The organism is Bradyrhizobium sp. DOA9, assembly GCF_000617845.2.
GTDB lineage: Bacteria > Pseudomonadota > Alphaproteobacteria > Rhizobiales > Xanthobacteraceae > Bradyrhizobium.
In genome coordinates this window covers 341,284-361,583 of record NZ_DF820426.1, presented here as the reverse complement: position 1 = coordinate 361,583, position 20,300 = coordinate 341,284, and the positions used below count along the sequence as shown (strand labels likewise).

At 57.8% G+C, this 20,300-nt stretch carries 13 protein-coding genes and 1 pseudogene; 9 read left to right on the top strand and 5 right to left on the bottom strand.

All coding sequences use genetic code 11. The features are described 5' to 3' along the window. Window positions 1-428: 428 nt before the first annotated feature. The 5 genes and pseudogenes from BDOA9_RS34920 (at window position 429) to BDOA9_RS39715 (ending at window position 4,453) form a co-directional block, all read left to right on the top strand. Window positions 429-1,520: a pyridoxal phosphate-dependent aminotransferase gene (locus BDOA9_RS34920; RefSeq protein WP_042337021.1), complete on the top strand. Its 1,092-nt coding sequence runs from the start codon at window positions 429-431 to the stop codon at window positions 1,518-1,520. Between the two features lie 38 nt (window positions 1,521-1,558). After that, a complete protein-coding gene (locus BDOA9_RS34915; protein ID WP_025038573.1) occupies window positions 1,559-2,572 on the top strand; it encodes an LLM class flavin-dependent oxidoreductase in 1,014 nt (337 codons plus the stop codon). Window positions 2,573-3,510: 938 nt separating this feature from the next. Continuing rightward, window positions 3,511-3,564 (top strand): annotated as a pseudogene (locus tag BDOA9_RS40260) (hypothetical protein); the annotation flags it as partial. Between the two features lie 59 nt (window positions 3,565-3,623). Beyond that, complete coding sequence (locus BDOA9_RS39720) at window positions 3,624-3,923, top strand: ISAs1 family transposase (protein WP_025038572.1); 300 nt, start codon at window positions 3,624-3,626, stop codon at window positions 3,921-3,923. Next, entirely contained in the window at window positions 3,848-4,453 is a 606-nt protein-coding gene (locus BDOA9_RS39715) for an ISAs1 family transposase (protein ID WP_244521626.1), read from the top strand. Before BDOA9_RS39720 ends, BDOA9_RS39715 begins: the two co-directional genes overlap by 76 nt. A 7-nt stretch (window positions 4,454-4,460) precedes the next feature. Here the strand turns inward: BDOA9_RS39715 and BDOA9_RS34900 are convergent, their stop codons facing one another. Continuing rightward, the gene (locus tag BDOA9_RS34900) at window positions 4,461-5,132 is read right to left on the bottom strand and encodes an FkbM family methyltransferase (RefSeq protein WP_025038570.1); all 672 of its coding nucleotides are present in this window, start codon (window positions 5,130-5,132) and stop codon (window positions 4,461-4,463) included. A gap of 1,245 nt (window positions 5,133-6,377) precedes the next feature. Then, a complete protein-coding gene (locus BDOA9_RS34895; RefSeq protein ID WP_025038569.1) occupies window positions 6,378-7,670 on the bottom strand; it encodes a dicarboxylate/amino acid:cation symporter in 1,293 nt (430 codons plus the stop codon). Between the two features lie 1,027 nt (window positions 7,671-8,697). Here BDOA9_RS34895 and BDOA9_RS34885 point away from each other — a divergent pair. From BDOA9_RS34885 to BDOA9_RS34875, 3 genes are all read left to right on the top strand, one after another. Beyond that, window positions 8,698-9,786 (top strand): sulfotransferase family protein, encoded by a 1,089-nt coding sequence (locus tag BDOA9_RS34885; protein WP_192859680.1) that lies wholly within the window; start codon window positions 8,698-8,700, stop codon window positions 9,784-9,786. Between the two features lie 174 nt (window positions 9,787-9,960). Further along, window positions 9,961-10,887 (top strand): sulfate adenylyltransferase subunit CysD, encoded by a 927-nt coding sequence (cysD, locus tag BDOA9_RS34880; protein WP_042337150.1) that lies wholly within the window; start codon window positions 9,961-9,963, stop codon window positions 10,885-10,887. 12 nt (window positions 10,888-10,899) lie between these two features. Further along, the gene (locus BDOA9_RS34875) at window positions 10,900-12,720 is read left to right on the top strand and encodes a bifunctional sulfate adenylyltransferase subunit 1/adenylylsulfate kinase (protein ID WP_244521625.1); all 1,821 of its coding nucleotides are present in this window, start codon (window positions 10,900-10,902) and stop codon (window positions 12,718-12,720) included. A gap of 871 nt (window positions 12,721-13,591) precedes the next feature. On the opposite strand, the gene BDOA9_RS34870 is transcribed toward BDOA9_RS34875, so the two are convergent. Together BDOA9_RS34870 and BDOA9_RS39710 are read right to left on the bottom strand one after the other, a co-directional pair. After that, window positions 13,592-15,007: a prolyl oligopeptidase family serine peptidase gene (locus BDOA9_RS34870; RefSeq protein WP_244521624.1), complete on the bottom strand. Its 1,416-nt coding sequence runs from the start codon at window positions 15,005-15,007 to the stop codon at window positions 13,592-13,594. 48 nt (window positions 15,008-15,055) lie between these two features. Further along, on the bottom strand, window positions 15,056-15,658 hold the full coding sequence (locus BDOA9_RS39710; RefSeq protein WP_244521623.1) for a hypothetical protein: 603 nt from the start codon (window positions 15,656-15,658) through the stop codon (window positions 15,056-15,058). A 503-nt stretch (window positions 15,659-16,161) separates the two neighbouring features. On the opposite strand from BDOA9_RS39710, the gene BDOA9_RS39705 reads away from it, so the two are divergent. Next, on the top strand, window positions 16,162-16,317 hold the full coding sequence (locus BDOA9_RS39705; RefSeq protein WP_244521622.1) for an ATP-binding protein: 156 nt from the start codon (window positions 16,162-16,164) through the stop codon (window positions 16,315-16,317). 458 nt (window positions 16,318-16,775) lie between these two features. Here BDOA9_RS39705 and BDOA9_RS34860 read toward each other — a convergent pair whose 3' ends face one another. Further along, window positions 16,776-17,660, bottom strand: coding sequence for a helix-turn-helix transcriptional regulator (locus BDOA9_RS34860; RefSeq protein ID WP_152033738.1), 885 nt, complete (start codon window positions 17,658-17,660; stop codon window positions 16,776-16,778). Window positions 17,661-20,300 lie beyond the last annotated feature (2,640 nt).

The following is a 20,300-nucleotide window of genomic DNA, read 5'->3' as shown; positions in this document are numbered from 1 at the left end:
GAGTCGATCTCGCCTCCTGTTGGGGAAAGGGCGATCGAGAACAGACGACTCACTATTACGGTCGTGCGGGGCCGCGCGTTAATGTCGCGCCGCAGTGGGCTTTGGACGAGCGGCGCCATGATGAAGCGCTTGAATCGGACGCAGGGTCAAGTTGTATGGTGGTCACGTCGAGAGGCGCTAAGCGGCGATTGAGTGGCGAGCAATGGCTGCGAGCGATTTGCTAGAGGGTCTCAATTGTTGGCTGTGTCACGGGTCTTGGCTTGGGGTGTCTTCGACGAATTCGTATGTCGAGCGCGTAATACTCTGGCTGAGCCAGACTGGTAGCTTGCAGCGATGCCTCGAGATACGGCGCGGGATGGAGCGAGCGAACGAAAGCACCGTGACCACAGCGGCGGTCGTACTTGGAGTCTGCTTAGAGGAGCGAGTAGATGTCAGCTTGTAATGAATCTCTTAGCGGACCGAGTGGGGCACATAAGAGCGATCCTGCGGCGAGGACGTCCGACATAACTTCCGTGCACAGAACGGCATATGTGAACCTAAACAGGAACGAAAACCCGTTCCCCTTGCCGGCCGTAGTTATGAGCGCGGCGCTTGAAGCGTTCAAAGAGCACAATGTGTATCCGGAGGAGGACAGCGGCAGCTTGCGATCTGCGGCCGCGCGAGCCTATGGTGTCTCTGTCGAGCAGGTGATCGCAGGAAACGGATCATCCGAGATTCTCGGCCTGATTTACCAGGCGTATCTCACTGCTGGCGATGCTGTCGCAATGCTATCCCCTGGGTTTGGGTTCAATCACAAGTTGGCGGCGGCCAATGGTGCGCACCTCCTTGAAGTTCAATGGGCTGATCACAACGCACTGCCGACGGCTCAAAGGGTTCGGCAGACGGCAGGGGGTGCGAAGTTCATTGTGCTCGCTAACCCAAATAACCCTACGGGGACGTTCGTTCCGATCGTTGAAATTGAACGTCTGGTCGCCGAAACAGATCAGCTTGTCGTGCTCGATGAGGCGTACGTCGACTTTGCCCCGGATAGCGGACTGCGCCTGGTCGATCGATATCAGAATCTTCTTCTTCTAAGGACATTTTCGAAGAGTTATGCCGCGGCAGGCCTCCGCATCGGGTTTGGGGTCGGTGACCCGCAGGTCATTTCAAGACTTCGTAGCATACAAAACCTCTTCAACATGAACGTGATCGGCCAGTCCGTTGGGGTGAGCATTTTTGAGCATCGTGACGCCTACAGGGGCCGCATCGAATGCATTTTGCAGGAAAGGGAGAGAACGACCTTGGCCCCGTCAGCGCTTGGATTCCATGTGATGCCATCACATGCAAACTTCGTGTTGGCTCGCGTGCCGGGTAGATACGACGGGAGGTGGTGGCAGCGGGCCCTGCAGGCGAGAAATGTGTACGTGGCCACGTTTCCAGAACAGGGACTTGAGCACTTTGTTCGAATTTCGATTGGCACGGCGGAGCAGATGGACACCTGTTTGTCAGTGGTCAGTGACATTGCTGGCGCGGCCACGTAGTCAGCAAGGGCGATAATCGTAAAGATGGGAGACGCGAAGTGGCAAATGTATCACCTCGGATGTGGCTTGGAATATTTGATCATTTGGATGAGAACGGCGGCGATCTATCACAGCAGTACAGCGATCGTCTGGTATTGGCTGAAGCGTGTGACCGGCTGGGATACTATGCGTACCATGTTGCGGAGCATCATTGCACGCCGCACGGGAGGACGCCGTCGCCTAACGTATTCTTGTCGAGCGTTGTACAGCGCACCAAGCGACTTCGGGTTGGGCCGATGGTGATGCTGCTAAGCCTTCAGCACCCTCTTCGGGCCTATGAGGAGGCATGTATGCTGGATCACTTGAGTGGCGGTCGCCTTGAGATCGGTGTCGGCCGCGGCTCTCTTCCCGCTGAGTTGGCTTACTTTGGTGTTAGCGCGGAAAGCGCCCACGAACTCTATACCGAAGGAATGGAGATTTTGGCGAGGGCGATGAAGGGGGGAACCTTGTCCTACGAAGGTCAGCATTTTCGCCTTCACCAGGTGCCGCTAGCTTTGACGCCTTGTCAGCTTCCACATCCACCGACGTGGATCCCCGTGAGCCAGCCCGCGTCCGCAGCGGCGGCCGCTGAGGTCGGCGCAAATATTGCGAGCCTTGGTCGGGCCTCCACGGTTCGAAAGTTGACTGACGCCTACCGCGCGGGCAATTTGCGTAAAGATGTGCCGTTTCTCGGCTTGCTTCGCATGATCGTAGCGGACGCTTCAGAAGCTGATGCGTATTCGGTTGCTGCAGCGGCGTACGGCAGATGGCTCAAGAGCTTCAGGTTCTTATATGAGCTTAATGCGCTACCCTTGCCCGCGAGCCTTCCGCCAACCTTCGAAGCGGCAATCGATAGCGAATTGTGCGTTGTCGGGACCCCCTCTTCGGTGCAAAGAATTCTCTTTGATCATCTGGAGGAAGCGGGAGCCAATTATCTTCTTTGCCAAGTTGCCTTTGGCGATCTCCCGCTCGCTGTGTCGTTAAACACAGCGGCTATTCTCCGATCTGAACTCATGGCTAAAGTCGGTGCCTGAGCCTCTTGGGTTGTGCGGCGACACTTCCGGATAAAACCCCGCGGCTCTGATAGGGCCTTTCCAGAGAACCTACGCTCTAGGGCCATGGACTTCGCGGCGCCGCGGGCGCTAAGCGCCGCCTTGAAGATCAGTACCTTACGTACTGTCGAGCTCATGGCGGGGTGCGGCTAGGATGATGCCAGCCCTAGAGCTATAGAGGTGTAATGTAGATTGCAGCCCTTGCGCTTAGGTGATTACGACTCTGTAGAGATGTGGCAAAAAGGGTCATGCGTGCATGTGCAATGATCGCCGGGAGACGCGGTGACCTTCCACTGAGCATTGACGCGGCGGCGGTCTACCCCGGTCCTTCAATATCAGTGTTTAGGTCCAAAAGCAGTGCGACTGCGCGATGAGTAGGGAGATAGGGAGCCTCCATGAAACAGACGTTTTCCGCCCGACGCGCTCTTTAGCCTGTCATGCGCGCCGCGCTGGTCGGAGGATCAAAAGAAACGAGCCACTCGGCTACAGCCTTCACGTGCAAGCACGCAAGATAGCTCTGCTGGCAAGCAAGGCTGCGAAGCCGTCTTACTCGACACGTAGTTGAGCGTGCTACCATTGTCACGGTCCATCGATATGGAGTTTCTGCGTTGATTGAGGCGCGCAAGCGCGCCGGGGTGTCTTCTCCGCCCAGGCCTGCTCCCCCCAAATTGCAGGGGAATCGCATATGGATTTGCGGCGCGTATTGCGTTGTTTTGCAAGACGAATTCTGAGAACGACTCCCACAAGACGGAGGGAGTCGTATGGGCAGGCTCAAGAAGGCGTTTCGGCGATTGTCGGACCCGCTGCGGCGGACGCACGACACGATCTGCTGGAGGTGCTGGTTATCGCCTTTGGCGGCGGTTCTTTGCGGAGCAGAGACTTGCTCCGACTTGGCGGAGTTCGGATAGGCCAAGGAAGACCTGCTTCGGCTGTTTCTGCGCCTAGAACATGGGATTCCCAGCCACGAGACTTTCGGTCGCGTGTTCCGTTTGCTCGAGCCGGAAGCCTTCGAGGCAGCATTCCGGCGTTCTTTATGGCGGCGTTTGCCAAGGCCAACAGGCTCAATCTCAGCGGGGTGGTCGCGGTCGACGGGAAAGCGCTGCGAGGCGCCTTCGCGCGCGGTTCGCGCCACGAGCCTCTGCACCTGGTCAACGTCTTTGCGGTGGAAGCGCGCATGTCGCTGGCCCAGCAGAAGGCTCCCGGCCGCAACGAGACGAAGGGCGCGTTGGAGGTATTGGCGCTGCTGTCCCTCGAAGGTTGCCTCGTCACGGCCGACGCGCTGCATTGCCATCGTGCAATGGCCAAGACGGTGCTCGATCGCGGCGGCGACTAGGTGCTGGCGATCAGGGCCAACCGTCGACCTCTGTTCAAGTTCGTGGTCGCGCAATTTGCGCGGTCCGGCGAGCGCCGTACCGCCAAGAAGGTCGAACCGTCCACCCACGACCGCCGCGAAGCGCGCCGGGCAACCATCATGCGCAATACCAGCCTGGCTGCTGTCCATGGCTTCCCGGGCGTGGTCGCGATCGGCCGCGTCACCTCGCGCCGGCAATTGCATGGCAGTCGCGCCGAGCGGCCGTGCGCTATTACCTGCTCTCCAAGTCGATGTCCGCCAAACGGCTGCTGCAAGTCACGCGCAGTCATTGGACCATCGAGAACCAATTGCATTGGGTGCTCGACGTTCACTTCCACGAAGATGGCAACCGGGCGAGATTGGGCAATGCTCCAGGGAATCTCGTTCGCCTGCGCAGGCTTGCGCTCAACATCCTTCGATCTTGTCCCGGCCCCACCTCCATACGTCGAAAAATCAAGCGCGCAGGATGGGACGACAGCTTCCTCCTCGCCCTGTTCGGCCATGTGCGATAGCCCTGCCCTAAATTGTGTGGGCCACCTTGTTTCTAAGCAACACATCGCCCTCGACTGCTCGCGGATATAGAGTAACAACTTCGAACGACGGCAAGCGGTCAAGGATCGAGCGTAGTGACAGCTGCCCCTCATATAGTTCGCGATCACTGTACTCCGTGTAGATGAACCGCGTTCTGCTCAGGGTGTTCTGACCGCCGGCGATTACGTCCGATTCAGCGCCTTGAACATCCATCCAGATCAGATCAACAGCGGCGCTGAGGCCAGCATCGTCGCTCCAGTCATCTAGCCGTCGGCTTTCGACCGGAACCGAGGCATCAAAGCGAACCCACTCATACTCCGAAAGGTGGTGTTTGGGTTTACGTATGGAGCCAGATAGGTCCCATTCCTTCGCATCCCCGTCTCCATTGCTCGGATAAAAGTCGATGATACCATTTCGATCACTGATGGCGATCTGCGTGAGCGACACGTTGGGCCGCGCCAGATGCTTGTTCTGCCTGAAACGAGCTACTGCGCGAGGATCAGGCTCAAAGCAGTAAACGCGAGCGTCGGGACACAGCTCAAGAAACCGCTGCGTGTCTCTCCCATCATTGCATCCAATGTCCAAGATGACCGGACAGGGCACCTGAAGAAGAGAAGCGATTTCTTGGTGTATCTCTAAGCTTGATGTCGGATCTACCATCGCTTCTTAGCCTTTCGTTGAGATGTGAGTTAATGGCGAGGTCAGAGCTGGAGCATAGCGCCGACGGTTTGCCCACGAGAGCACCCGCCAAAGTTGGGAGAAATAACATTGTGAGACACCAGGAAGAGAAAATAGGCCGATCACCCTGCGAGGATCTGGCCGGTCATTTGTTTGCGCTAGTCGCCTCGTGCAAGGGCCGTTGCGACTCAAGGAGCGCTTGCGTGGCACGCGACTGATGCGCTTGTGGCACTCCACCCCGCCGGGAGATGGCAGATGCGACGTGTGAACTGGAACGTCTAGAGCCGCATCGGTGCCTTGCCAAGGCGATGCACTCAAGAAGATCGGTTCGGCTGAACGGACATATGAGAGCCTCCACGTCAAGTTGCTGAAGGCTGATATCGCTGTGCGGGTGCGCCGAAAGCAGAACCGCCGGGAGTGTCGATGACGACAGCGAGGGATGCTTGCGTACCCAGCGCGCATAGCGTTGCAGCGGGAGGTCCGCAATTAGACACGATGTGTAAGCTAAGAACCGGGAGTGCAGAAGAGCGTCCAAAGTCTTATATAGATCTGCGACGTATCCGGCAGTGATGAGCATTCCGATCAATGGCTCATAAACCGCGCGGTCCTGAGAAACAATCGAAATGACTTCCAGCGATCTGGCGGCTCGAAATACATCTGCCCAGCGAGTCCGTCTTTGGGGCACGGTCCGAGTACCCTGGGGACCGCACGTGGTGGGCCTCCGGGAGCTGTGGTTACGCATTGCGCATTCCCTGTAGCGGTGCTGCCCCGGTCCCGGCGCACCGTACGATCGAAGGCGAGACGGGCAGCCCTATGGAGCGACAAAGACTCAAATCGCTGAGATCCGACCATGCAAGGTGCATCAGGGTAATCGTGCTGCCGACAGCCATGTACGCCCAATAGTTCAGCGAAAGCGAGGCGACTTGATTTGCGCTCTCGAGCTGCCGCGTGTATTGCGCGGGCACCCAGCCTTGTAAAATCCATTCTAATGATGGGCGATATCTGGCCAATGGATGGATGGGCAATTGCCGACGAAAGTTCACGGGAAACAGCCCGCTCGGCAACGTCGGGACGGGGTGGCTGAGGCCTGGCTGCTTACGATCCCGGGACCGTGGGGCAGCGGCGCTCACATGAGGCTGGTCCTCTAGTCCGCCTCAGGCGACGAATTGACGCTCAACGGCTCAGTTGACCGTCCGGATGCGCAGTGCGGCGGGGCTCATCGCGCAACTAATTCGCCAGAGTTGCTTTGAAGGTCTCTCGATCGAGCTCGCCCTCGGACGAGGCGACGATCACGCAGGCGACGCCGTTGCCGCACAGATTGGTCAGCGCGCGGCACTCGCTCATGAACTTGTCGATGCCGAGCACGATCGCCATGCCCGGCACCAAGCGCGGGTCGACCACCGCGAGCGTCGCCGCCAGCGTGATGAAGCCCGCGCCGGTGATGCCGGAGGCACCCTTCGAGGTCAGCATCGCCACCACCAGGATGGTCAGCTGCTGGCCGAAGGTGAGATCGACGCCGAGCGCCTGCGCGATGAACAACGTCGCCAGCGTCATGTAGATGTTGGTGCCGTCAAGGTTGAACGAGTAACCGGTGGGCACCACGAGGCCGACCACGGACTTGGAGCAGCCGAGTCGTTCCAGCTTCTCCATCAGGGATGGCAGCGCGCTTTCCGAGGACGAGGTGCCGAGCACGATCAAGAGCTCGTCCTTGATGTAGGCGAGGAACTTGAAGATCGAGAACCTTGCCATCCGTGCGATGAGGCCGAGCACGACGAGCACGAACAGCGCAGCCGTGACGTAGAACGTCGCGATCAGCCCGAGCAGGTTGAGGATCGCGCCAGTGCCGAACTTGCCGATCGTATAGGCCATCGCGCCAAACGCGCCGACCGGCGCTGCGCGCATCACGATCGAGATGACGCCGAACACCGCATGCGAGGTGTCGTCGATGAAGCGACGGAGGCTATGACCGCGCTCTCCTAGCCTCATGAGAGCAAAGCCGAACAGCACCGAGAACACCAGCACCTGTAGGATCTCTCCTTGCGCGAACGCACCCACCACGGTGTCGGGAATAATGTGAAGCACGAAGTCGACGGGCTTCTGTTCGGCGGCCTGCTTGGCGAAGTTCGCAACGGCCGCCTCGCTCGCTGCCGCATTGCCGAACCCTGCGCCGGGTTTTACCACATTGCCGATGATGAGGCCAATCACCAGCGCGAAAGTCGAGACGACCTCGAAATAGACGAGCGCCTTGACGCCGATGCGCCCGACCTTTTTGGCGTCCTGAATGTGGGCAATGCCCGAGACCACAGTGCAGAAGATGATTGGCGCGATCAGCATCTTGATCAACTTGGTGAAGGCGTCGCCGAGCGCCTTGATCCAGTCGTCGGTGGCAAACTGCGGCCAGAGTGAGCCGACGATTCCGCCAAGCGCAATTGCGGCCAAGACCTGGATATAGAGAGCTCTATTGGTCGTTCCGGTATGCCGCTGTTTGACGCGTGGGTCAGTATTAATTGTGTTGCCCATGGCTTGACGTCTCCATGATAGCCGCCGGCGTGTCTCAGAGCCGGCGCCAGAACAAGCGTGTGGTGTTGGGGATCGGGCGCAGCCGCTCCCATGCAGCGCATGCTGGCAGGGGCGTCTTAACCGCCTGCTTCAACACCTCATCGACGAATCGAGGTGGCTGGAGAGTGGGGCGTTGTAAGAATAACTGATCACGAGATTGCACGTCCGCGCAGTGCTCCTACCATAAGAGCTGAATTGAGCCGCGCTCATCAGGATCGCGGTGGCGCTTGACGCTGGCGCTTGTGTTAGACAGGCGATGTTGCCCATTCACGGTTCTCCCCGACGTTTTTCTAGTGCTAGCGGACACGGAGCAAATCGCGTGCCATGGGGGGCGAGTCGTCAGGACGGAATTGCCGTTATGTGCGAAGCCGCTAGCTGCTCAATGTCGCCTTCTTTACGACAGCGTGGGTGAGACCGGACAAGGCAGTTCACATTTGGGCGAGGAGCCTCGAAGTCTGCTCAATAGAGCGCCGCGTTCAGGAAGGAAGATGCTGTCAAATCGAGTGCTGTGAGATGTTACGTGCTCGGGAGTGCGGGTTTCGGCGGCGTGAAGCGGTACGATGAGATGACGAAGGCGGCGAAACCTGTCGCAACCAATTCAGCATCTGGATGTGTCGCATCAATACAATCGATTTTACGAGCGCGGGAAGATGATAGAAGACGGATGAGGATGACGGACATGTCCGACTGTATCGTTATGATCAGGCGCGGCGAGTAAAGTGAGTCCTGTATCGCGCTGAGGAAGGCTGTCTCTCTATACAGGAGAACCGATGACCGTAGCTGATGCGACAAGTTGCGACTGTTGTGAGCGCTAAGCAGAGCGAGAGCTGGCACTGAATTGCTCCGTTCGGACTGCCGCGGCAGTGCCGAACCTGCCGGGCACACAGGCCCGTTGAGGAGCCGTTGATTTGGGGCAGAAGGGCGAATGATGAATCGCGAAATACACAGGGTGTGCTTTCTTCTAGGCCTTCCGCGATCGGGCACTACATTGCTGGCGAATCTGCTGCAGCAGCATCCAGAGATTGCCGCTCCGCCCGAACCCTGGCTTATGCTCGCACTCCAGGCGTTTGGGACGGTCGATCACCGCCATCCAGCGGGAGGTCGGCTCATCAGGGCCGCAACCTCCGAGTTTTTGGGTCGAATAGATCGCACTCTCGTTTGTCGGGCCTTGGCCGATGCTGCATATGGCCAGTACCTGGCCCTCGCGGGCAAGCGTCTCCTTCTGGACAAAACACCGCGCAATTGGCTGGTCCTGGACTTCTTGGAATCCGTCTACCCGCGTTCGCCACAAATTCTCCTAATGCGCAATCCGTATGCTATTGCCGCTTCACTGAAGACCACGTGGGGTATTCCGCTCGAGTCGGCGACCTGCCCGCCAGCCATCGCTTCTTGTCTGGCAGACCTGGCCCTGGGACAGCCGGCCGGCGCCGTGGCATCGTCCCTGGCAGATCTCGTATTGGGCCTTCCCGTACTTGCAGCGCATCGTGGGCGCTCTCAGACACTTGTGGTGCATTACGAGGGCTTGGTCACACGTACCGAAGCGGAGATATCCCATTTGACGTCCTGGTTGGGCTGCGAGCCCGTCGGGGAACCATCTGTGACTGCGAAGGTGGATGAGCTGCCCTTTAGTCTCTTCGGAGATAGAAAGATCCTCGAAAGAAGGACGACCGACGGCCGTTCGGTCCAAGCTTGGCGAGATGAATTGAGTGTTGAAGAGATGCAAGCAGTAACTGATCTCGTGGGGACTGAGCTCCTGACCCACCTAGGTTATGGGGAGGACCTCTGGTACGCGCAGCGGGTCGGCGTGGTGGATAAAGGACCCCAAGTAACGGCCGAGTACCGAGCGATATTCCGCGGCTGCTTGGACTTTCTAAACGGAAGCACGGCACCGGAGGGCTTGTCCGCTGAAAGCGGTGAGCAAGGCGATGCTATCCAGCGATGGAGCGATAACGTGTTGCCGGGTGCAGACGTCTCAATAGCCAACGAAGCCAAGCGTCTCGTCGAGTCGAAGCGAGAGCAGCGCGCGCAACTAGTTAGTCTTATAGCTGCGCGGCTGCATGAGACGCTCTCGTGTTAGCAGAGCGCGGCTAAGTTAGGCGGCTCATGTCAATAGCCGCGCTATTTGCTTCACTTGCACGAGGGTTGCTGCCTTCCCGCATCACCGAACCGGAGGCAAGCTGCACGGTGATGGAGATATGCGGGGTTGAGGCTGATCAGAAATAGGATTGAGTTGCAAAGGGATATAATTTCAGTGGGCAAGGCGGACGAGAGGGATGGAAGGTTGCCTCGGCATTTGCGCCAGCTTGAAGCAGAGTCCATCGGTGTCATGCGCGAGGTCGCAGCCGAGTTCCGAAATCCCGTATTGCTCTATTCGATCGGCAAAGATTCAAGCGTAATGCTTCATCTGGCGTTGAAGGCATTCTACCCGGCGAGACTTCCCTTTCCCCTATTGCATGTCGATACGACCTGGAAGTTCCGGCAGATGATAGAGTTTCGAGATGAGACAGTTAAGCGCCTGGGGCTTAACTTATTGGTGCATGTCAACCAATGCGGTATCGACGATGGCATTAATCCGATCTCTTCTGGGTCGGCGCTGCATACTCAGGTGATGAAAACAGAGTCGCTCAAGCAGGCGCTCGATTGTCATGGGTTTGATGCCATATTTGGAGGAGCCAGGCGTGACGAGGAAAGAGCCCGTGCCAAGGAGCGCATTTTCTCCGTGCGGTCGCCCGGGCATGTTTGGGACCCCCGGAACCAGCGGCCGGAGCTATGGAACCTCTTTAACACTCGTATCCGGACGGGAGAGAGCATGCGCGTGTTTCCCTTGTCCAATTGGACCGAACTGGATGTTTGGGAATACATCAGACATGAAAAGATATCAGTCGTCCCCCTCTATTTTGCAAAACCCCGACCTGTCGTCCGTCGAAACGGCGCGCTTATCATGGTCGATGACCATCGGCTTCCCTTAGCTCCAAATGAAACGCCCGAGCTCAAGTCGATACGCTTCCGTACCCTCGGGTGCTATCCGTTGAGCGGGGCAATCGAATCCGCCGCCGCTACAATCGATGATATCATTGCGGAAATGCAGGTAACCAAGACTTCCGAGCGCCAGGGCCGGCTGATTGACAACGACGAGGCCGCATCAATGGAGAGAAAAAAGAGAGACGGTTACTTCTGAATGGAAGCGCCTATGCGGCTGGATGGCAAAGATCAGTTGCGCTTTATCACGTGCGGCTCGGTTGACGATGGGAAGTCGACGCTGATCGGAAGGCTGCTGCACGACAGCAGCTCGATCCGGGACGATGAGCTAAAGGCACTTGCTCGGGATAGCCTGAAGTATGGCACGACGGGGGAAGAAATCGACTTTGCCCTGGTGGTCGACGGACTCGAGGCTGAGCGTCAGCAGGCTATCACCATTGACGTCGCGTATCGGTACTTTTCAACTGGCCGCCGGTCATTCATGGTTGCCGATACTCCGGGGCACGAACAATATACACGAAACATGGCAACTGCTGCCTCAAATGCCCAGTTGGCGGTCATTCTGATCGATGCGTCTAAAGGAGTTCTCGTACAGACGAAGCGCCACTCGCTTATCTGCTCCCTGTTGGGCGTTCGGCACGTCGTACTGGCAGTCAACAAGATGGACTTGGTCGGGTACGGCAAGGAAAGTTTCGACCGCGCCGTTGCGGACTATCGCGCCTTTGCGTCGGCGCTCGGGTTCCTTTCGATAGCCGCCATTCCGATCTCTGCGCGATACGGCGATAACGTCACGGGGCGGTCCGAGGCCACTGGCTGGTATAAGGGACCGTGTTTACTGCATCACCTCGAAAGTATCAACGCGCAGCCCAATACGGCCGACCAGCCGTTTCGTTTTGCGGTGCAATGGGTAAATCGTCCCAGCCGCGCGTTTCGCGGCTATGCCGGCGCCGTCGTCTCCGGTAGCATCGAAGTCGGAGGTGAAATCGTTGTCGCGAGGTCGGGTCGAAGCTCGCGTGTCGAAAAGATCGTGACGTATGATGGAGAACTTGCGCGCGCGGAACCCGGCAGCGCCGTGACCATTACGCTTGCTGATGACATTGACGTTGGGCGGGGAGATGTTTTGGCTGATCCTTTAAATCAGCCTGAAGTCTCGGATCAATTTGCTGCTTACGTGATCTGGATGGACCAACAGGCTATGGCGGTGGGCCGGCCGTATGCCTTCCGCATCGGCGCGCAATCGATTGCATCGGGTCATATTCGCGCGACACGACACAAAATTGACATCAATACGGGCGCTCAGATCGAAGCCCACGCGTTGAGCTTTAATGAAATCGGGCTGTGCGATATTGCGCTTGCAACACCGGCATGCGTCGATTCCTATAAGAAGAATAGGCACACTGGATCTTTCATTATAATCGATCGCTACACCAATCGGACGGTCGGTGCCGGGATGATCGCCTTGGAGCTGCGGCGCATTGGCGGGATTGGAAGGCCACCGTTGCCACTTGGCAAGAGCGAGCGCTCCGCACTCAAGCAACAACGGGCCTGCATCATCTGGTTGACAGGGGAGCACGGCAAGGCAGCTATTGGCAACCTGGTCGAGCAGAAGTTGTTTGAGCTTGCGCATCACACGATGTTGTTGGAGGCAGGCAATGTCGGGATTGCGGTTGGCGAAACCAATCGTAAGGAAGACGTTTGGCGCATTGGCCAAATTGCTAAACTAATGGTCGACGCGGGCCTGATCGTGATTTGTGCGCTCCCCTGCCCTACAAGCACAAGTCGGGACCACGTGCGTGCTCTTGTGAGCGCCGCTGAGTTCATCGAGGTGTTTGTGGATGACCAAAACGGCGGATGCGTGCAGCACGATAACTGCGAAATGCACGCCAAGGCGGGGCTCCCCGAGCTGTTAAAGGTGGCCGATGCATCATCCGAACCGCCGCTCCGTCATCTAGAAGCTGCAGGCCACGGGCCGCATCGACTGGCCGAGATCGTGCTCGGTTATTTGGTTGAAAAAGGGATCATCACTCGGTAACGGCAACGCCAAGTCATACTCTCCGTGAATCTATTTATAGCTTTGAAGTGTTGGATATGAGTCGCTTGCGGACGCGGCTCGATCCAGCCAGAACTCGACGCACACCAGCTCCAGCCCGGCCTAGAGCCTCGACTGGTCCCTCGCATCTTGAGTTAAGGCTCCGCGTCCATCGAACAGCAGCAACGTCTTCAGGGCGGTTGCTCTAGTCTAATTCGCTGCAGCGCGGCCGCGGAACAGATCGCTGGTACGTCGTCGCTTGTACGCGCTTTATCGCCGGTGACCGAGAGGTATTCCGAGTTTACGCGCCTTCTGACGTAGCGACCCAACAGTTCGCTTTGTAAGCTTTGCAATTTGAATGACTGGTGTCTTGGCTCTTGAATGATCTCGGAGTTCCTTCACGTCAGCGCGAGTGTACTCACGGCGAATGACCCTCTTGTTTCCTTTTTTAGGCATACCCGCTCCAATGCTTCTCAGAGACAAGGCTTATCAGTAAGGCATCCACCTGCAAAGACATATTGGGCATGCCAGCGACGCGTCGCCGGAAGACGAGCCGGTTCAGCTTGGTGGTCCTGTGGGCGTACTCGTAATGTTGTTGTGCAATTTGAGCGGATAAAGCAGGCGCGTCGCGCTACAGGCAGCCGACTAGTTGGAAGGAAAAGGCAATCCATAGCTCGCTGTGATTGAGCTAGTTCGAGAGTTGTCGCGCTGTCGCAATGAGCAGCCGCGGCATACCGTTTGCCGTCCGCCCTTGATAAAGAGGCGCCGAGTAAGCGCTAGGATGCTCTGCAGCTCGCCTCTCGCATTGCATGCATGATGGCACTCCGCGAACAGTAGCCGTTTGGGACATACGCGCCAACAAATGGCGCAATCGCTATTCGTAGTCGCGCCATCCGATCTTGCGCTTGAGGAACTGAAGTCCTAGCGCCTGTAATGTGGCAGACTCGCTCTTCCAGCCGAGACCACGTTCTCCGCCTGGCACCTCATATAAGTAGGCTTCATACTTCATCGATTGCAGTTTCGCGAGCATTTTGCGGGTGTGCCCGGGATGGACGCGATCATCGTGGCGAGTGGCCGTGATGAGAATTGGTGGATAGGGTCGATCTGGTTCAGCGGCGTGATAGGCGGAATAACTCTTCAGCCATTCCCAATCGTCAGGCTTGCTGGGGTCGCCGTATTCTGCAATCCAGCTCGCTCCACCCGAAAATGTCGTGTATCGGCGCATATCCACGAGCGGTAGCGTGCATAACAATGCACCGAACCGGTCAGGATAGCGCGTGAGCATATTGGCGATGAGGAGCCCGCCGTTCGAGCAGCCGGCAGCGGCGATTCGCTTATATTGTGTAACGCCGCGCCGCACGAGATCGGCTGCAACGGCGGCGAAATCATCATGGGACAACGTCTTGCCCGCCCCCCTTCCTGCATCATGCCAGCTCGCTCCGAACTCTCCGCCACGCCGTAGAGCAGCCTGCACGGCGGTCCCGCCGCGTTCGAGCCAAAGCTTCCCGAGTGTCACATCGTAGTGCGGTCTTACCGAGAGTCCGAAGCCGCCATCACCGGTCATATGCACCGGCGCGTTCCCAGTCTCGATTACCGGACCGGTCTGAATGTATGGGATGCGCTCGCCGTCGGTCGAAACGGCCTCGTGTTGCGAGACTACAAGACCCTGCGCGATGAATAACCTCGGCGCGGGTCTGAGTACTATCGGACTGCCAACGCCACCCTCAATTAGCGAAAGAGACCCAGGAGTGATTGGGTTCTCGGTCTCGACAAGCAGGTCGCCGTTTCCCTCAAGCTGCTCTTGATCAAACGGTCGAACATCGACAACCCCGACCTGTGGAAGTCCGGGGAGTGTCTCGCGGGCCCACCTATAGTCCGCATCGCAAATCTCGATGACGGGGCGCAATTCCTCGAGGATGGAGAGAACGAGCTTGTTCCCAGCCCAGAAGAAGTCCTGCAACGCTCTGCATGGACTTGGCTGAAATAGTACGGCAAACTTGCGATCGCCCACAAGAAAGGCGCTTACCGAAATGCCCAGCAGGCTATCTCGCTCGTAGTTCACCCCAGCGACCGTCCAGGCTGAACGGAGTCTAAAAGCGAAAAAGTCCCGATGCATGGCCGGCTGAATGTCGCTTGGAAGCGCGAGCTTGACGATTGCTCCCCTCTCGCTCCCGAGATAGATGTGCAAGTTGAGCAAATCGGGCCGGTCGATAAACCAGACGGTTGCGGTCGGCGCCCTCCGTTCAACATGACAGCTAACTCCTAAATGATCAGCACTTGTCTCAAACACGACCGGTGCTCGTTCTATTGCCTGGCCACGCTGCCGCAAACGCACCGCTCAGGCGTGGCCGGCCGTGCTTGTCATGTTGGTGCCGAAGGTACTGGACAACAGAACTTCGTCAGGGCCGAGCCAGGCAATGTCACTTATTGCTTTTGGCAAATAGAAGCCTCTGGGATCAATGTTTCTGTTGGTCAAGTCAAATTCTCGCAGAGTGACAGCCTCCCTGCCTGCAGCAGATAGAGCTAGGATCATGCGGGCGCCCGCCGGCAGCACGGCGATCCAGCTCAATAGCCAATCCTGACCCTCCGAGGCGGCCAGCTGATCGATGTCAATGAGAGAGTCCCAAGATGGCTGAGCACTCTTGAACTCTGCCAACGTGGTCCGTCGCAGAAGGCCTCGAGGATTGTCAGCATTCGTGAAAAGGTGGTAGATGAAGGCCCCAGCTCGGATGAAGCGAGGGATGAGCTCATATCGATCGTATGCCATCCTTAGACGTGCTCGATCTCGGGTGAATGCGGCCCCGCAAAATGCTTCGAGAGTTTTGGTGTTCTGTCGCGCAACAAAGCGCAGCGCGCGCCGGCCCTCCCTCTCTTCCAGCCAGAGATAGGGATCATCATCGGGTTCCGGCAGGGTTGGCTTTCCAACTCTTGGCTTCTTCATGCGGTGGCGATTTCGTTCATATGATGACACCTTCTTGTTCTTGACAAGCTGCAGCTACACGTTTCGCATTGTCGCGATTCCTTCCTCGTACAACTTGACGCAACGTCATCTTCAAGCTCGTTATTCGGTTGCAAACGAGCCCGTCGCAGAGCGGCGGAGTGAGACTGCAGCAGGAATAGGTTCCGGGGATGAGCGGTGACCAAGTTAGCGCGATGGCCAAGGTGCCGGAATGGGGTGCACAACGGGGCCGCTTACGCGTTCGCTACGCACGTCGCGCAAACGGTCGGCCTCGCGCAAGGTGGACTTGTCGTGGCATCAGGAGGCCATCGCCAATGTCCTTGGGCGCTCATCGACAAGTTCTGTGCCACGGTCTTGGAGCACTAACGAAACAACGGGCTTGGGCGAGAGACGATCCTACCCGTTGCGCGGTGCAGTTCACCACCTAGAGGGCGCTGGTCGCTGGCCTCATCAAGACGCATGGCGAGCGGCGCCGGGACGAGAAAATGCTTGGGCTGACGAAGCCAAAGCTGCTGATCATCGACGAACTTGGTTACATGCGGCTAGAGCCCGATGCGGCGCATCTGTTCTTCCAACCGGTCAGCCGCCGCTACGAAGCCGTTGCCATGCGGATCACGTCGAACGGAAGCGTAGGCGGATAGGGGACCATGTTCGCCGATATGGTGGTCTATCACCGGATCCTCGACAGGCTCTTGCACCCCACCCACGTCTGCCCCTCCGCGGCGACAGCTATCGCTTCCGCGCCAAACGAAAGAGCTGCCTCATCAAGACGCCGACCGCTGGTGACGGCCCCCCCCCGGTCGGCTGCGCCTCCCTCCGGCCCGTCACCGATGGAAACAACCTTCAACCGAGATCATTATCCCGATGGTCGAGGCAGTTCTTCGTGACGCAAAGGGAACGGTTCCGGACTGCGTTTTGACAGGCTGAAGTCGTGCTGGCGGGAGTCCTTCCCATCGTCGCGGGGCGAAAGACGCGGCCCCGAAGGCGGGGGCAGGCACAGCGTTTGCTTGAGGCAGATCCCAGGAGCTCAAAGCAGCGCCCGGTTGCTCGCAACACCAGAACCGTCGTGCGTCATGCGCGCTCACTCGAGCAACCGAGGCTACTCGTTTCTTGGAGGCCTGTAGGGGATAAGACCGGCGCGATAAGCGTCTCGGAGGGCCACAATGCGCGACCCAGCGCCGACCTTATTTAGGATGTTCTTGATGTGGAAGTTGACTGTATTGTCACTGATGTTCAGGAGCGTGCTAATAATCGAAGAAGACTTGCCGTCCGCCATTAGAAACATGATTTCTCGTTCACGCGGAGTGAAGGTCACAGCTAAATATCGTTTTTCATCTGCTAGAGGCGCGAGCAGGCTATAGGCGATAAAAAACTGAGACGCCAGCGCGCTGAGATGAGGTAAGGAGCCCTGGGGATCGGGTTCAGCCGTTTCGGAGGCAAACAACGCTACCGATATACGGCCATACGCGGCAAAGTAGGGAACGCTTACGCCATGCTTAAGGCCAGCTAGTGCGTAGAATTCCAGTACGCGTTGCTCGTGTGGCAGCAATTGACATTCCTCAGACAGCTGATCCCATCGCACTGGGCTCGCAAATCGCGGTAATCGATGAATCGCGGGGTCTATATTGCCGTATTCACGTTTGGTGTACTGTTGACTCCCGTGGAATGCAAAGTTCGAGGCGATCATGGGGGCAGGACTGTTAGGGAGGCGCCTCGGCGCGAGATATGTTACTGCCGCGCACGCAACTGAATCGAAACCTAACGTTCCAGCTCTGTCTACCAGCATTTGGAAGAGAAGTGAAAGCGACTGCGTGTTGATGGCGCAATCGATCAAGTCGTCGCTCATCGGTACCACAGCGTTGTCAAAGCCTCGGCAGCTTTCGACCGGTTGAAGCGATCGATCCTGCCTGATACCGCGTGCTTTGCAGTTGGTTTCGCATGGCCCGCTGAGGGCCGGAATGCGCGGCTGGTTGTAGGTGCTCACCAAGAGGTATCCTCAGGAGTGCTGGCGAAGACAAAGAGTGAGCGTCCGACCCCTTATGTTTTCGCTCTGGCCTCAAGGCTGGTCCAAGCGCCAATGCAGTCGATCGTATGCATGATCTGCGGTCTCTCTCGGCGGATGCGGGGTGGGCGGCGTCGATTCGTCGGACCGGCGCTCCGGAAGCCGACGGGCAAAATAAATGTGACGGCCAGGGCGCCTGCTTGGCGTGGAGCACGTGCGGCGATGACAATGGGTCGCACGGATGCGAAGAGGCGGCCGTTTCGGCAAAGGCTGAGTCGGTATCAGGCGGTCAGCGCCGGTTTGCACATAGCTATGACGAGGCTGGTCCTGCTTCGGTCTGGTGCCCCTGTCGCACATGCGGAGCATGCGCCCTTGTTCGCTGCCTGACACGGGATGAGTTACATAGCATTTTCTCATGTGCATCTCCAACGCTCATAATCCCTACAGCAAGTGGTGTGCCACTGTGCGAGGCTGCTGAATCCACGGGGCCTTGGATGATCGTATTCTTGACCAAAGAATACTGTGAGTGATACGCACTGCTTCGACGCGCCTATCTCGACTGTATAGTGCATGGCTAACAGGGCGAGAGCATCACGCGTCAGAGTGAGCGGCCGGGATGCTGCCTCGTATTGATTTGTTGTTTGATTGTACCTGTTTCGCTTTGGTCGCGGTTGAAGCACTAATCGATCAGCGTCCTGGTACTTGTGACGTTGCGCGGCTGCGCAAATCGCTGCCGGAAGTGATCGTGTTTAACCGGCCTCCTTACGGACTCCAGTTCGAACAGGCTCATCGGACGATTTCGAAAGTACTTCTATGGAAGCAAAGGTGCGGTCATTTGGTGGTGGCTGTGATGTGCCGGATGGCTTAAACGATGAGGCGCCTATTGCTTCAACGCATCCCGCAGCCGGCGCGATATCTCCGCCGCGTTGAGGCGAAACAATCGCGGGGGACCTTCTCCAAGCGTATGCATCCGCCGATCCAGATTGAATCGACAGCCGCTTAGAGCCTCCCGCGTTTTCGTTGGAAGATCAGGCTTCTCGAGCGGCGCAGGTGCCGCCTTTGACGTGATTCGTTCTTGCTGCGCGATGCCAGCGACGGAGGAGCGCGTGACATTCGCGTGTAACGCTACAACACGCCGCTAAAGGTGAACAGAGGCGGCTGGTTACCGCATGGAATACCATTATCGTTGCGAACGGGACGAGTGCGCGTCGGATCGATGACCTGTGGTCCAAATGGTGTAGCAGAAGATCGCTGAACGCAAATGTGTTTAGCGTTCGGGGAAGAGCGCAGCACAGCGGCGAGGCTGTTTCTGAGAGCGCCCTCCTCTACCCCCTCGCATGACGCTGCTATCTGTTTGCCGCCATGCCAACTCTCGGCACGACGCTGATGACACTGCGTATATGGTCCCCGGAAGGGAACGATCCACGTAATTTCTACGCTAACTTAGCGCGAAAGGCGTCCTCTAAGCTCCTCTGCTGAGCCAAGACAAATTGTGATATCAGTGCCAGTTATGAAGCCATCCAAACAATCAATTGGTCGATCCGAGGGGACTTTCGCTAAAAGGCACTCAAGTCAGCCGCGCGCGGCTGGCCTAGGGGACGGTGCGCCCCTGCGCGCGAGGCGACGCGTGCAGAGGTTTGTGCCGCCCCCGTCAAAAATGTCGCAACGCGTGTGATATTCGTTAGAATCTGTAAGTTAGAGCCGTCCCTGCCCGCCGCCTTCGGCCGCTCGAGTCAAATCTGACCTAAGCGGCGAACTACCGCTTGCGCGAAGGCGCCCGCGGGAGCGCCTTGCCGTGGCTCGAAGACGGTTGCGGAGCTTTGGTTGTAGCCGGCAGGCTTGCTCGAAAGGCAAAATGATCAGAGCGCGTTTTGCTCGGGTCGATCGGCGCTCCTTCAAAGGCCAATCATCTAGTCCTGGTCAGAACTCCGCTCTTGTTTAACCAGATGTGCGCCGGTGGCCTGCCAGGCAGTCAGGTTCGTCTTTGCCGGCTGTAGACGTCTTAGCTGATGTTCTGCCTCCTTGGTTGGTTGAGGCACGGCTTTTGCTGCCTGCAAGCCAGCATCACCATCCCGCCTCCCCCCTCCCGTGGTGATGTTAGGGGCGGTTTGGCAGCCGGTTGCTGCCGGACCGCCCCGACGATCGCGGGTCGATAGGCCAGTCAGTCATGATGGCTCGCCCATTACGATTTATGATCGTGCGGGCCAAAGCCGCCGTTCTCTTGCTGTATCCGCTTTCTGGTGCCGCGTTCGACAGGCGCACAGGTGCTGCCGCGCGCCCTTGTTCCATGTTCGGCGCCTTCATGGTGTCGAGCAGAAGCGATCTCTCTGGTTTACACCAGGAGTTGCAGAAAGCCGTTGCAACGCAATTAGCGTTACGATTCCGGAGAACTGTGCTCCTTACAGGAATTCGCAGCCAACTCGACGGACCGGACGCGTCCCCTGCAGACCAACCGGGGTCGCGGTTATCATCTCCATCGAGCGTGTGAGGATGTATTTGGAGAAATAGGAGCTCAAAGCAATCCGAGCCGGTCAGGGGCTGGCGTAGTTGATAGGATCACTCACCGCTTTGAAAAGCCAGCGTCTCCGCCCCTTCCATGTTCTACAGCTGTTGACATCGGGG

Excerpts from the sequence above, each read along its gene's own strand:
- BDOA9_RS39705 (WP_244521622.1), top strand. The coding sequence starts at position 16,162 with ATGCTTGGGCTGACGAAGCCAAAGCTGCTGATCATCGACGAACTTGGT.
- BDOA9_RS34875 (WP_244521625.1), top strand. The coding sequence starts at position 10,900 with ATGCGGCTGGATGGCAAAGATCAGTTGCGCTTTATCACGTGCGGCTCG.
- BDOA9_RS34895 (WP_025038569.1), bottom strand. The coding sequence starts at position 7,670 with ATGGGCAACACAATTAATACTGACCCACGCGTCAAACAGCGGCATACC.
- BDOA9_RS39710 (WP_244521623.1), bottom strand. The coding sequence starts at position 15,658 with ATGAAGAAGCCAAGAGTTGGAAAGCCAACCCTGCCGGAACCCGATGAT.
- BDOA9_RS34900 (WP_025038570.1), bottom strand. The coding sequence starts at position 5,132 with ATGGTAGATCCGACATCAAGCTTAGAGATACACCAAGAAATCGCTTCT.
- BDOA9_RS34920 (WP_042337021.1), top strand. The coding sequence starts at position 429 with ATGTCAGCTTGTAATGAATCTCTTAGCGGACCGAGTGGGGCACATAAG.
- BDOA9_RS39720 (WP_025038572.1), top strand. The coding sequence starts at position 3,624 with ATGGCGGCGTTTGCCAAGGCCAACAGGCTCAATCTCAGCGGGGTGGTC.